The 13932-nt window shown below is 45.7% G+C and carries 10 protein-coding genes; all 10 read right to left on the bottom strand.

Features of this window, described 5'->3' with window-relative positions; genetic code table 11:
* Positions 1-5 precede the first annotated feature (5 nt).
* The 10 genes from WJQ40_RS13515 to WJQ40_RS13470 all read right to left on the bottom strand — a co-directional run bounded on the left by WJQ40_RS13515 (position 6) and on the right by WJQ40_RS13470 (position 13901).
* Positions 6-2156 (bottom strand): hydantoinase/oxoprolinase family protein, encoded by a 2151-nt coding sequence (locus WJQ40_RS13515; RefSeq protein WP_262574436.1) that lies wholly within the window; start codon positions 2154-2156, stop codon positions 6-8.
* A gap of 160 nt (positions 2157-2316) precedes the next feature.
* A complete protein-coding gene (locus tag WJQ40_RS13510) occupies positions 2317-3618 on the bottom strand; it encodes a C4-dicarboxylate ABC transporter (protein ID WP_337404797.1) in 1302 nt (433 codons plus the stop codon).
* A 60-nt stretch (positions 3619-3678) separates the two neighbouring features.
* Positions 3679-4374, bottom strand: coding sequence for a hypothetical protein (locus WJQ40_RS13505; RefSeq protein WP_337540839.1), 696 nt, complete (start codon positions 4372-4374; stop codon positions 3679-3681).
* Between the two features lie 13 nt (positions 4375-4387).
* Positions 4388-5389: a helix-turn-helix domain-containing protein gene (locus tag WJQ40_RS13500; protein ID WP_337540836.1), complete on the bottom strand. Its 1002-nt coding sequence runs from the start codon at positions 5387-5389 to the stop codon at positions 4388-4390.
* Positions 5390-5602: 213 nt separating this feature from the next.
* The gene (locus WJQ40_RS13495; protein WP_262574432.1) at positions 5603-6181 is read right to left on the bottom strand and encodes a CAP domain-containing protein; all 579 of its coding nucleotides are present in this window, start codon (positions 6179-6181) and stop codon (positions 5603-5605) included.
* A gap of 190 nt (positions 6182-6371) precedes the next feature.
* Positions 6372-8522: a glycoside hydrolase family 13 protein gene (locus tag WJQ40_RS13490; protein ID WP_337540834.1), complete on the bottom strand. Its 2151-nt coding sequence runs from the start codon at positions 8520-8522 to the stop codon at positions 6372-6374.
* A gap of 231 nt (positions 8523-8753) precedes the next feature.
* Positions 8754-10616: an ATP-dependent zinc metalloprotease FtsH gene (gene ftsH, locus WJQ40_RS13485; protein ID WP_262574427.1), complete on the bottom strand. Its 1863-nt coding sequence runs from the start codon at positions 10614-10616 to the stop codon at positions 8754-8756.
* A 58-nt stretch (positions 10617-10674) separates the two neighbouring features.
* Positions 10675-11199: a hypoxanthine phosphoribosyltransferase gene (gene hpt / locus WJQ40_RS13480; protein ID WP_118798569.1), complete on the bottom strand. Its 525-nt coding sequence runs from the start codon at positions 11197-11199 to the stop codon at positions 10675-10677.
* 15 nt (positions 11200-11214) lie between these two features.
* Positions 11215-12663, bottom strand: coding sequence for a tRNA lysidine(34) synthetase TilS (gene tilS, locus WJQ40_RS13475; protein WP_337540832.1), 1449 nt, complete (start codon positions 12661-12663; stop codon positions 11215-11217).
* A 38-nt stretch (positions 12664-12701) separates the two neighbouring features.
* Positions 12702-13901: a SpoIIE family protein phosphatase gene (locus WJQ40_RS13470; RefSeq protein ID WP_118798567.1), complete on the bottom strand. Its 1200-nt coding sequence runs from the start codon at positions 13899-13901 to the stop codon at positions 12702-12704.
* Positions 13902-13932: the final 31 nt, after the last annotated feature.

The raw sequence follows: 13932 nt of genomic DNA, 5'->3' as shown, positions 1-13932 counted from the left end.
CTTCCTCACGCATCCACTCGTCTGGTTGCCGCCAGAATCAGCGGCTCCATATCCTCATATCCTGCCAGTTCCACATTACCAAGACTTATGATCTGTTCACCTGTCTGCATGCCGGACAGATCGATAATCCTCTTGCCAAGCACAACATATACATTAGGAAGATTGGTACCGCCATCATTATATTCTGTCAGCTCCTCCAGGATCCATTTCAGATCCTGCTGCCAGCCACCTACCGTAGTCTGCCTTACCAGTGCATTATTTTTCTGAAGTCTGATCACACCTTCCTCATCGATCAGACGCAGCGGCTTCGTTACCTTTTTGATCAGACCAAAAAGCTTTTTCTGTATTCTATCGTACTGGACTGCCATCATGGCGCCATTCCTGGCCTCTATCTGCAGCTTTTCCTTACCTACTCCCAGATTTTCTGCCACGACTCCAAGGCGCTCATCCTCGGACATCTCTTTTTTCATTCTGTCCTTGCTCCGCAGCTCTGTAGCACCCACTGCGATCGCCCTGATGATATTTTTCTGTGTATCTACTTCCACACTGACTTCCACCGTTCCGGGGGCTGCACCGTTCTGGATCGCTTTCTGTTCTGCTTCCCGGCGTACACTGATAATATCTGCATCGGTCGGATTGGCAACACTTCTTTCCACCATATCACGAACCATGGCAAGTGCCACACCGATCGTTGAAATAACCGGTGCATTCTGTGCAATTCGGAATTTATGTCCCATAGTTTCCGCCAGGTGTGGCACTACCGTAGCTGCACCGCCGCCACCACCTACAAAAACGGTATGCTGGGGATCCATGCCATAATCCTTCATAAGCTCTCTGGCAACCTTACCATTCTTCGCTGCTGCAAAAGCCAGTGCTTTCCTTGCTGCTTCCTCTACGCTGCATCCCATATTGTCTGCTAACGGCTTCCATGCCTTTCTGGCTGCTTCCACATTACCGAAGGCATAATCCTCTTCTCTTACATAACCCGCCAGATTGGCTGCTCCAGCCATAGTCAGCGCAACCTTTACCCCATTTGCGCATTCTATGCAGGCATACTCCGGATCTGTCTCCATCGGCCGTACTGCTACAAGCTTCGGATCCACGATCTTTTCTGCTGGCGTATAAACCTCATATTCCAGTCCTGCAATATGGGCACTTCTTGGTCCCATATCAACGGCCTTTCCGTTTTTAATCTCCACCATACTTCCGCCGCCGATTCCGACGGTACGTACATCCAGACTGTTCAGATAGGTTTTATGCCCGCCAACCTCTGCATAACGGATCATAACCTTTCCATCCTTGACACAGGAAATATCCGTAGAGGTTCCTCCTACCTCGAAAAACAGTCCATCTGTCAGCTTTTCATACATAAGTGCCCCTGCAACACCTGCCGCCGGTCCTGACAGAATAGTAAGGATCGGACGGTTCCTCACTTCATCAACAGTCATGACACCGCCATCACAGCGCATAACCATCAGAGGACTTTCAATTCCTGCCGATTTGATGCTTGCATCCGTCATAGTTGCTGCTTCCAGCATCTTCGGCATGATACTTGCATTTACAACTGCAGTTCTTGTCCGGATCTTTAATCCATACAGCTTTGATATATCATTGGTAGCTGTTCCCGGCAGCCCCATTTCTTTACATAATTCTACTGTCCGGTTCTCTCTTGCCGGGTCATCCACACTGAAAGCCTCTGCTGCCACAAAACTTGTACATCCCTGATTTTTCAATGTTTCCAACGCTGTCCTGATTGCCTGGTCTACATTCTGTGAGGATGTATCTACATAATTATTTTCTGAATTCAGGAACTTCCCCGGTGCCAGTTCAATATTTCCTATTGTAGTATCACTGCGGCTCTTTGCTCCCTGGATACCCTGTCCCAGTGTAACAACACCAACCCTTGCCACATCTCCTTCCAGCAGGGCATTGGTAGCCTGCGTTGTTCCATGTGCAATAAATGTCACGTCCTCCGGTTTGATGCTATACTGCTCCATTACCTTATGCAATACTTCTACAATACCTGCAGCAACACCTTCCTTTGCCGTATGGGTTGTCGGCGCTTTCACTGAACCGATCAGCTCATAAGTCTCATTATTAATGGCAACAGCATCTGTAAAAGTTCCCCCGACATCAATACCAATTCTGACCTTCATTCACAAATTTCCTCCTGTTTTATAATCTGTAGATTGACTAAAGACCTCAACCGATGTATCCCTGTATTCACATTAGCTGAGGTCTTTTTTCAATCAGAGGGTGCCAGAATATGACACCCTCATCTCATTTGTCCTCAGATCCTCTTTATCTAAATCTCTCTTAGAAATACTTTACTGCACTGACAACAACACCAACAATGGCGATTGCCCATAAGTAAGGCAGTAACTTTTTGGTAATACCATTTACATCTACTTCTGCAAAGTTAGCAGTCCATACATTCTGTGTATTGGTAGGATCTCCACAGCCCTGGATTCTTTCTGCTGCCAGGAATGCACCCATAACTGCCAAAGGAGAAAGAGTTCCAAGTCCGATTACCAGTGCCGCAATACCGGAACCAAGTCCAAACAGGTTCATGGGACCACGGTACAGTGATAAGGGTGCCAGTAATGAGAAGAAGATAATATAAGCAACCTTGTTAGACGGAACTACTGCCAACAGGAACGGATTCAGTACTTCCTTTACCATAGAGTGTGTCACTGCCAGATAAAGAATACCAATACCGATCATCAGGATAATAGCCGGACCACCATCTGTAATGCCATCATAGCAGGTCTTTACCAGCATATTCATTGCCTTTGAAAAGCTCTTTGAGGTGAAGATCAGGATCCATGCAATACCTACCATAAATGCAGGACATACAGGAACCTTAAACGCAGCTACAAGTACAATGGGGATCAGTGGTGTGATCATTGCCAGCCCGCCTCTGATACCTGTTAACTGCTTTGCCGGCTTGCTTTCTTCAACAGGTGCAGAAAAAGCAAACTTCACGCCGTTACGCTTGAACTCAACCAGGACAAGAATAATGGTTGCGATTGCTGTTGCGATCAGCATGTACACCTCGAAGCCCTTGATTTGGTCAATTTCCAGTCCGAAGATACTGGAGAATGTCTTCCAGTTCGCAATATTAAAGGTAAGGCCGCATGTAAATGCCATCAGGAAAATGCAGGCTGCACTCATTGCCGGAACGCCGACAGAAATGAGGATCGGTAATACGATAGATCCAACCATGATGATAGAACCCAGTCCGCTCAGTGTAGTGAACAGGACTGCACAGGCAACAACCATGATCAGAGTAACAACCAGAGGTCTGTCCCCTCCGAGCTCTGCACTCTTTTTAATGATGTTTTCAGTAACACCGGTCTTGTTCATAAGCTGTCCAAGCCATGCTCCGAAAATAACTGCCATGATCGCACTGCCCATACGGACGGTACCTGCTTCCAGTACTGTCTGAAGCCAGCCGATCTCTACGCCTTCTGCGTCAACCCCGACTGCAGGAACACCTGCAATAATACAGATAATAACTGCCATAAGAGGCAAAGCCAGAAGGGTAGGAATTTTTTTCGTCATCATGAGTGCTGCGATGATGACAAAAATCAGAATGATCAGGAAACCTTGCAACATAATGATCTCTCCTTTTTCTTTTTTATTTTCACTCACTCATTGGCGAGTTGAGTTTCTCGATTACAGGGCATCTATAGCTTCCCTGAATGCTGATGTTACTGCCTGAAGCTGTTTCGCATCAGGCTCTTTTCCCATCACGATAGCACCTATCATGACTGCCTTGCAGCCCGCTTCATACAGATGCTTCACCTCGCATGGTTTGATCTTCCTCTGCGTGGGGATCAGACATGGCTTTCCGGATTTTGTTACGATATCACTGTACCGCAAAATATCTGCATAGTTTAAATCTGTTCCGTAGTTTTCACCAGGCTGGACTGAACATTCCAGCACATCAATACCTGAGCTCCGAACTGCATCCAGTGTATTCTCTGTATAAGTATAATCAATAGCTACCATTTTCGTCAGCACCTTGCTCTCCATCATATGGCAGGGTAAATGCTGACTGTAGGAGCTGAAAAATCCAAGTCCCATATTTTCCAGTTCCAGTCTTTCCTCCGGTGTGATAAATGCATCTTCACCACCTGGAACCAGTCCAACCGGCACATCCTTGCAAAGTGTGATCAGCTGCTGCAGAAACTCTCTGTTCTCCGCATAGGTTCCAAAGGTATGGCCACTTGCTCTATGCCATACATTGCAGTGAACCTTGACTGCCTGTGCGCCCCCGTCAAGAGCTGCTTTTGCCAGCTCCAGATTGTTGGACGGCAGACTCACAACCAGACTGAATTTGTTACCTTCAATAAGCTCCTTGAATTTCATAAGCTACCTCCTGTTAATGATTAAATAGAATATCTGATCTCAGACGCTGCGCATAACTGTTTGCACATTGCTCTGTCGATTTCTGAAATAAAAACCGGATCTGTGGGATCAGCTTTTCCGGAAGCTTTTCTGCAAGCTGCCTCCGGATCGTTTTCTCATCCTCTTTGTCTGAAATATCTGTTCCCGACAGAAAAATAATGTTCAGCGGAAATATCATACACAGAAGCTGCATGATCATCACAAGATTCTTCATTCTGTCAGAACCTGTCTTCTTTCCCTCTGTTTCAGGAACAAGGTCTTCCAGGAAGCTGGTTGCTGTTTCGAAGAAATCACTTCGAATCGGTACAATCATGTTTTCCTGTGTTACATTGATGACTACCCTTTCACCAAGACTGATATGTGCGCTGTTTCGCACCTCACCCTTTTTCTGCTCTGACAATGCCCTGGAAACGTTATAAACCTCTCCATAATCTTCTGTCACAAAAATCTTGTATCTGGAAACCAGTGCTTCCTTCAAAGTAATGCTTGCTGCTGCAGCTCCTGTAGAATACATGATACGGAAATCACTTTCCCTCATATCCTGCTGGAACAGCAGTCCGATCCCTGCCAGCGGCCGTTCCTTTTTATAATAGACATCAACCGCATTTGTGATTTCATCAAACAGTTCATTTCCTGTAAGGCACTGTTCCGACAATTTCTTTCTTTCTATCACCTGCAGTGCCATATCATAGACACTCAGCTCAACACCTTTACGATTAACCTCCAGAACTGCTATTGTTCCGTAATCAGGATTCAGTGTCAGCTCTGTGCGGCTTCGCCCTGCTGTGATCTGGCTTCCACTTTCTATCAGATACCCCTGTTCTATCATTTCTGCCACTAAAGTAGATACCGTACTGGGTGCCAGCTCTGTTTTCTGTGCAATCTCGACACGGGATAGTTTTTTATTATCCAGAACAGTCTGTAATATCACATGCCTGTTTCGTCTCTTAATATCCTTTAATCCACGCTTCTGCATTTTTCATTACCTTTCAGTCTATTAATTCGAATATCGAATTTATTATTTCTGACTCCGAATTAAGTTGTTTTCATGTTAACATCATTCCTCTGATGTTACAATAGATTTTTACATTTTCTACATTTTTTACATTTCATTTCACCTATTTTTGTCTATTATGTACACAAAAAGAGCCCCCGAAGCTTTAACTCCGGAGGCCCTTCTTATGTACGTTTAGAATCCGAATTCCTGTGCCCAGAACCACTGTCCATTGCTATTTACATGAATAGCAATCGCACCTGACGTGAACTCTGCATCCATAATATTAGCTTTATGGGTAGGAGAATTCATCCATGCTGTAACTGCAGAATCTGCACTTGCATATCCCTTTGCGAGATTCTCACCATACATCAGATTGCTGTTAACGGTCCACCAGTCGGAACCATCAGGTCTGGTGTGTGAGAATGACTGGGATGCTTCTACAGCTCTGACTGAGGATGCCTGCTCAAGACCACTGTTCCATGTAAGTGCGGAAAGTCCGGCTTCCTGTCTCTTCGCATTTACGATATCGAAGGCTGCCTTTGCTGCGGCCTGGGAATCAGCTGTCCCTGTGAGGGCATCTGCAAGACTGACCATCTCAGGTTCAATGTAAACAATTCCGTCAGCGGGAACTCCTGCGTCTCTTGTCGCTGCCTGATCTGTTAATGCGCCATCAGTTCTGCCAGCTACATTGTAGTAAGCAATACTGCCGCCGCCAAGGACAAGCACCAGTGCAAAACAGAGTAATACTTTTTTAAGTTTTGCCGATTTCATAAGATACACTTCCTTCCCCGATCCTCCCGGCAAAACGGGGAGAATCCATACTTTGATACTTCTTCTACTCTAATGATAGCACCTGCTTTTAAAAAAACAAGTACTATTTTACTACTTTTATATTTTTCTTCTATCGGCATCACAGGATCGGCCATTTGCCGTATTTCCGGGTTTTTCCGATAATTTCATTCTACTCCTCAAAAGAAAAGAATTTTTTCTTTTTCTGCAAAGGTACCAGATTTTCATGTCTGAGTACGATAGCCGATATCGGTGGCATTACCAGATATACCTTGCCACCGGATACCGTATATTCCACCTCTTCTGTACTAAAACCATCTTTCTCCGTAAGCATCAGACACTTCATGGTACTTTCCTTTGGAATGCCAAGATACCATACAGTCAGATCTTTGGACACCTCATGATCATTATTATTCACCACCACGATGGTCTGTGCCTGTCTGTTGAAACGTCCATAGGAGATCAGGTTATAATCTCCGCTCATAATCTTCAAGGAACCTGTCAGCAGCTCCCGGTATGCCTTATGAATCCTGATCATTTCCTTATGAAACCGGATCATTTCCTGATCTTCTTTCCCCCAGGGATAGGTTCTTCTGTTGTCAGGATCGGTAAAGCCACAGACACCGGCTTCATCTCCATAATAAATTGTAGGCGCACCAGGCCATGTCATCTGCATGACAACAGCTTCCCGCATAACAGCCTTATTGATTCCTTCATTCGCTGCCTGCGGTCCCAGATTATTGGTACGTCCTACTCTCCTGTTTGTTCTTGTCAGAAAACGTGAATGATCATGGTTTGACAGCTCATTCATGGCAATCTGCAGAGATGGCGTCGTGAAATCAGACATATGATGCTTCATGGCCCCGATAAAATTATCCGCATTTCCCAGCATATCTCCGCGGAAATCATCACTGTGCTTCTGCATTCCCGTAAGGAACCAGGTCACGGGCTCCATAAAGGCATCATAGTTCATAACCGTATCCCATTCCTTGCCATTCAGCCATGCCCTCGGACTTCCGTAATGCTCTGCCAGTACGATTGCCTCAGGATTGGCCTCTCTTACCGCCCTGCGGAAGTCCTTCCAGAACCTGTGATTGGTTTCCGGACTGTAGCCAAGATCTGCTGCCACATCCAGCCTCCATCCATCTGCGTTGTAAGGAGGTGCTACCCACTTGGCCGCAATACGGAGAATGTAAGCATATAACTCCCTGGAATCCTCATAATTCAGCTTTGGCAGTGTGTCATGCCCCCACCAGCCGTCATAGCTGCCATTATAGGGCCATGCATTGTCATTATGGAATTTGAAGTAACTATGATAGGGACTTTCCTTTTCAATATAGGCACCCTTTTCATAACCTTCGGCATTCTCGTAAATGCGCTCTCTATCCATCCATTTATTAAAGGAACCGCAATGATTGAACACACCATCCAGAATAACCCTTATGCCGCGCTTATGTGCTTCTGCCACCAGCTCTGCAAACAGGGCATTACTTGCTTCCAGATTAGCCTTATTCGTCACCCGGTCAATATAACGGGATGCGAAACGGTTCTCCCTCTGATCGTGGGAAAGAAGCTCTCCCTCGTCACTGACGATCCTGCCAAAATGGGGATCAATATAGTCATAATCCTGAATATCGTATTTGTGGTTGGACGGGGACACAAACAGGGGATTGAAATAAATAACATCAATACCCAGATCCTGCAGATAATCCATCTTGTCAAGAACACCCTGCAGATCACCGCCATAAAATTCACGGACGCCCATGGCTGCCGGATATTTCTCCCAGTCATCCACCTTCACTGTCTTGTCACCGATATACTGATATTCCCCGGTGAGTACATCATTGGCAGGATCTCCGTTATAAAACCGGTCTACATAGATCTGATAGATAACAGCACCCTTGGCCCACTCCGGTGTCTTAAACCCGGGAATGATACGGAACTGATACTCTGGCCGCACTTCCTTCACTACACCTCTCGTATCATAAAAGCAGTTCAGCTTGCCGGCTTCTACAATGAAATAATAAGAAAACTCTGTATTCTCCAGTTCCATTTCACAGGAAAAGTATTCAAAATATTCATCCTTGGATTCCCGCATCATCAGATGCCTTGCTTCTCCATGTACAAGAAAGATTCGGTCTACATTATTTACCGCTGTCCGGAAACGGATCATTACATATGAATATGGCTCCGGTTCTGCCGGAGTCACATAATCTTCCGTCGTATCGCTGAACAGTGCCTTCTTGTTGAAAACAGGTCTCATCCCATTAATATACTGCGTTTCATACTCCGCCTTTCTCAGGCGGTTTATATCCAAAAACATACCTGGCTGCTCCCTTCAAAATCCACTTCTTATTTTATCCGAAATAGCCTCTTTTATCAATATAAAGTAAAAAGAACAGTACGTGTACTGTTCTTTTTAGAGAAGGTATTTCTTTCTTATGGGGTATAGCAAAAACTATATAATGTATTGGGGGGGTTACAAGTAGTATAATAGCATAGCCCCCATTTTGTGTAAATTCCTACAATTCACAAATATTACAAATTCGCACCATCATTTTTGTGCACTTTCACCAATTTCATGGTTTTCGAAAAAGCTTTCCGGATCATTCTCCTTCTGGTCAAACAATGCCTCAAACTCTTCCCTGCCAATCTTTTCCTTAACGATCAACAGTTCTGCACAGTGATGCAGTACATCCATGTGTGCCAATATAATATCCTTTGCCTTCTTATAGCAGTCATCAATAATGGCCTTTACTTCTCTGTCAATTTCTCCCGAGATCAGTTCACTGTGATTCTTTGCATGAGCCAGATCTCTTCCGATGAATACCTCATCATCATCGCTGTTATAATTGATCACGCCAATATTCTCAGACATACCATACCTGGTCACCATATCTCTGGCTGCAGAGGTTGCCTTCTTGATATCACTGGAAGCGCCTGTAGTAATATCACCGAAAATAATCTCCTCTGCAATACGTCCTCCAAGAGACACCATAATATCCTGCAGAAGCTGCCCCTTTGTGATAAACATCTCATCCTTCTCCGGCAGCGGCATGGTATAACCCGCTGCACCATTACCGGTTGGAATGATAGAAACCGTATAGACAGGTCCCACATCCGGCAGTACATGAAACAGGATCGCATGACCTGCCTCATGATAAGCAGTGATCTTCTTTTCCTTGTCTGAAATCACCCGGCTCTTCTTCTCTGCGCCAATTCCTACTTTAATGAAAGCCCGTTTAATATCATCCTGGATGATAAAAGCCCTTTCTTCCTTGGCTGCCATAATGGACGCCTCATTCAGAAGATTCTCCAGATCCGCACCGGTAAATCCGGCTGTCGTCTGTGCCACCTGCTTCAGGTCTACATCCTCTGCAAGAGGTCTGTTCTTGGCATGTACCATCAGGATCTCTTCCCTGCCTCCGACATCCGGTCTGTTCACACTGATCTTCCGGTCAAAACGCCCCGGTCTTAAAATGGCAGGATCCAGGATATCTACACGGTTGGTTGCTGCCAGCACAATGATCCCTTCATTCACACCAAAGCCATCCATCTCTACAAGCAGCTGATTCAATGTCTGTTCTCTTTCATCATGACCGCCACCCATACCAGTTCCACGGCGTCTTGCAACCGCATCGATCTCATCGATAAAAATAATACAGGGAGCGTGCCTCTTAGCTTCTTCAAACAAATCACGGACTCTGGATGCACCAACACCAACAAACATTTCCACAAAATCAGATCCCGATATGCTGAAAAAGGGAACTCCTGCTTCTCCCGCAATTGCTTTGGCAAGCAGGGTCTTACCTGTACCGGGTGCTCCTTCAAGCAGTACACCCTTGGGGATCCTGGCACCAACCCTGGTAAACTTACCCGGATTCTTCAAAAACTCTATGATCTCCTCCAGATCCTCCTTCTCTTCCTTCAGACCCGCCACATCCTGCAGGGTCGTCTTATTGTCACCAAGAGAAAGTCTGGCCCGGCTCTTTCCGAAATTCATCATCTTGCTGTTTCCGCCGCCTGCATTCTGATTATTCATCATCACAAAGAAGAACACCATAACGATCACGGCAAGGAGCACCGGGAATACACTGTTCAGGAACCAGTTTTCTTCCCGCACCTTTTCTACAGCCGGATCAATCTTATATGATTCCAGCAGAGCTTCGATCTCATTTACATCTGTTACATAAAGGGTTCTCTGTTCACCGTTTGCCAGTACGATCTCTACTTCACCTGTCGGTGTTTCACGGTTTGGCAGGATTGTTGCCGAAATTACTTCATCTGCCTTCAGGCTGGTTACCAGTTCCCCTTTGGTATACTCGCTTTGCTTCACATTCAGCATGCTGGTCCAGAGAACCAGGAGCAGAAGTCCGATCACGAGTACAAAATAAATTCTGATACCTCGGTTTTTCATAACTGTCTTACTTTCCTATTCTGTCATTTACTGCATTATTTCTTTTAAAGCACTCTTCTCAATCGAAGCTGATCACTCCGATGTAGGGAAGATTACGATATCTCTGATCATAATCAAGACCGTAGCCAACTACAAACTCATCCGGAATTTCAAATCCTGTATAATCTACCGGCACATCAATGACTCTTCTGTCCGGCTTGTCAAGAAGTGTACAGAGCTTTAAGCTTGCAGGTCCTCTGTCCTTCAGCATTTCCATAAGATAGCTTAAGGTTCTTCCAGAATCTACAATATCCTCAATCACAAGAACATCCTTCCCCTTGATCGGCTCATCCAGATCCTTGATGATCTTGACCACACCACTTGACTTAGTCTCACTTCCATAGCTGGATACAGACATGAAATCAAGGGAAACCGGTACAGTGATCCTCTTTGCCAGCTCACACAGGAAAAAGCTTCCTCCCTTTAATACACAGATAAGATGTACCTGCTTTCCTGCATAATCCCTGCTGATCTGCTCTCCGATCGCCTGGATCCTGTCATCCACTTCCTTTTCTGATAATAGTACCTTTACATGTTCAGCCATTTCCTGACTCCTTTCTTACGCTTCCGTCTTCTTTATGCTGATCTGCATAATATTCCGGGTTTTCTCTGTCACCTTATAATATTCGCTGATCCGATATCCGGGAACCCACATGATATGGGCGCCATCTGCAAGTACATAAAAAGAATCCCTTTCCTGTCTTGGGATTTTTTCATTAACGAAATAATCCTGAAGGGACTTGTGCGCCATGCTGCTGTTGATCGTAAGATAATCCCCACGCTCCCTTACCCGCAGCAGAACAGATGTTGTTATTTTATCATAATCAAACCATTTCGTATATCTCTTTTCCGGAATATTTCCAGTTTTTTCACAGGAAAACACTGTAACTTCCACCTCTAAAGGACCATCTGCCTGATAAATCCCATCCCCCTTGATCACTACAGGCTTCTTTCTCTGCTTCTTCTGTTTACCTCTTACAAGCATACCCATCCTGTAATTTTTATAAACCGTAATTTCATATGGAAGATTCAATTCACCGTTTTTTTCTGAAAGGAAAAGTCGTTCTATGCCCTCCAGGTGTGCCGCCGTAATGTCTTTTCTCTGACCGGCCAGTCTCTCCACAAACAGATGCAGGATACGGCCTCTCAGATATGGATCTTCTTTTATGAAAGCATCCAGATCCAGACGGATCTGCTTCTCACTGCCAGCCGGTTCTTTCTCCTGGCATTCTGCTGCCACGTTTCCGGCAGGCAGCACACATCTCTCTGCCGCTTCTTCCGTCTGTTTCCCCAGATAAATCTCTGCCAGGCGGAGATTCTCTGCCGTCTGGTTCATATGTGCCACAGCACTTCTGCAGATCTCATCTTCCGCATAGGGCAGAATATGATGGCGGATCCTGTTTCTTGCGTAGTGATCCTCCTGATTGGTACTGTCCGTGTAGTAACGGATCTTCTCATTTTTCAGATAAGCCTCAATCTCCTGCCTGTCAAGGCAGAGAAGCGGCCGTATGATCCTCCCGTTTACCGCCGGGATCCCGCAGAGTCCCGCCAATCCTGTTCCCCGGAAAAGATGGAACAGCATGGTTTCGGCTCTGTCATTCCGGTTATGGGCAACTGCGATCTTCCACTTTGCCTCCTCCGTCTGGTGCCTTGTGCCCTCCAGTATAAGTATCTCCCTGAAAAAAGCATACCGGATCTGCCTGCCTGCTTCCTCCTCAGAAAGGGATGCTTCCCTTGCGTAGCCTGCCATATCTGCCTCTTTCAGATAGAATGGGATCCCCCTGTTTTCACATAATTCATGCACGTAGGCTGCCTCCATGGCAGCTTCCTTCCGCAGTCCATGATTTACATGGGCAACTGCCAGATGAAACGGCACCTTCTCCCGGATAGCAAGCAGCATAAAAAGGAGGCAGACAGAATCTGCGCCCCCTGAAACCCCTGTTACAACCACATCGCCAGAAGCTATCATATGATATTGTTCACAATAATCCAGAACTTTATTGACCATATATTTACTATAGCTGATATATATATAAAAGAAAAGACTTATTCCTCTTCTTTTTTCCAGATCCCGATCACCAGAATCGTCATATCATCACGGATACGTCCTTTGCACTGGTGAATACAGAAATTCAGGAGAGAGCCTGCTATTTCTCCAGGATTGCTGAGCTGGCAGCTCCCGATCACCTCCGGAAGTATCTCCTCCCCCATCCCCTGGGAAAGTGCATCCGTAACTCCATCAGAAAACAGGATCACATAATCTCCATCCTCCAGTTCCCGGCAGACCATATCCACATCCGGTTTCTGAAAGATCCCCATGGGAAGATTACCGGATGATATCCGTTCCACGAGCTGTCCCCTTTTAATATACGAGCAGGCACTTCCCACCTTGATAAAACGACATTCCCCTCCGTATAGATCAATACTGCAGAGATCCAGAGTAGACATATTTGCGCTTTCCTCACGGCATACCAGTGCACTGTTGATCATGGAAATCGCTGTTTCTGCCGGGAATCCCGCCTCCAGAAACTTCTGCATCAGTTCTACAACAAGGGTACTGTCCTGACACGCTTTCTCCCCTGAGCCCATTCCATCTGAAAGGATCGCTGTCTGATTGCCCGGCTTCATTTCAAAAAAGGAATAATTATCCCCTGAAACCTTTTCTGTCTCCTTAACAGCAGTGGCCACTCCGGTCAGCACATGATATCCGGCCTCTTCCACATAATAAAAGGTCTTCCATTCTTCTGTTACAAAAAAGGGATTGTCTCCGGTACAGACCAGCCTGATATTCAACAGAACAGAAAGCAGGTCTCCCATTTCCTCTGCTGACAGCGTATTCCTTTTTTCATTCCTGAGGCAGATCGTAACCTCGCTCTTCCCTTCTTCATTTTCGATCAGGTACAGATTCTTCATCTGCACTCCGACCTCTTTCATAGCATGGGCAATCTGTTTCACTCTTCTGACGCTTAATGGTCTGCAGCTTTTCGTTTCCTGTGCTACATCTGTCATGATCTGTGCCATTTCCTGCAGATGCTCCGCCATCAGGTTTTTATTTTCAAAAAGACGCCTCTGACACAGGAAATCATTACGGTTTTCTTCCGGCAGGATCTCTCTGTTTTCTCTTGTTTCCTGAAAGCTTTCTGCCAGCTCCCGTATGGATTCTGCACAGGTCAGGAGCTTCCGCCTTCCATACTCCGGTAATATGCTTTCAAAGTCATCTCTGTCATCCGCTTCCCTGTTTTTCATATGATAACGCCCCTTTCTTTCTCTCTGTAGC

Source organism: Suilimivivens sp., from assembly GCF_037359455.1.
GTDB lineage: Bacteria > Bacillota > Clostridia > Lachnospirales > Lachnospiraceae > Suilimivivens > Suilimivivens aceti.
Note: the sequence above shows the minus strand (reverse complement) of the source record. Positions and strands in the feature narration are given on the sequence as shown.

What these genes read in the sequence shown, in the direction of transcription:
- WJQ40_RS13495 (WP_262574432.1), bottom strand. Translation starts at nt 6,181, where the DNA reads ATGAAATCGGCAAAACTTAAAAAAGTATTACTCTGTTTTGCACTGGTG.
- tilS (WP_337540832.1), bottom strand. Translation starts at nt 12,663, where the DNA reads ATGGTCAATAAAGTTCTGGATTATTGTGAACAATATCATATGATAGCT.
- WJQ40_RS13470 (WP_118798567.1), bottom strand. Translation starts at nt 13,901, where the DNA reads ATGAAAAACAGGGAAGCGGATGACAGAGATGACTTTGAAAGCATATTA.
- WJQ40_RS13505 (WP_337540839.1), bottom strand. Translation starts at nt 4,374, where the DNA reads ATGAAATTCAAGGAGCTTATTGAAGGTAACAAATTCAGTCTGGTTGTG.
- WJQ40_RS13510 (WP_337404797.1), bottom strand. Translation starts at nt 3,618, where the DNA reads ATGTTGCAAGGTTTCCTGATCATTCTGATTTTTGTCATCATCGCAGCA.
- hpt (WP_118798569.1), bottom strand. Translation starts at nt 11,199, where the DNA reads ATGGCTGAACATGTAAAGGTACTATTATCAGAAAAGGAAGTGGATGAC.
- ftsH (WP_262574427.1), bottom strand. Translation starts at nt 10,616, where the DNA reads ATGAAAAACCGAGGTATCAGAATTTATTTTGTACTCGTGATCGGACTT.
- WJQ40_RS13490 (WP_337540834.1), bottom strand. Translation starts at nt 8,522, where the DNA reads ATGTTTTTGGATATAAACCGCCTGAGAAAGGCGGAGTATGAAACGCAG.
- WJQ40_RS13500 (WP_337540836.1), bottom strand. Translation starts at nt 5,389, where the DNA reads ATGCAGAAGCGTGGATTAAAGGATATTAAGAGACGAAACAGGCATGTG.
- WJQ40_RS13515 (WP_262574436.1), bottom strand. Translation starts at nt 2,156, where the DNA reads ATGAAGGTCAGAATTGGTATTGATGTCGGGGGAACTTTTACAGATGCT.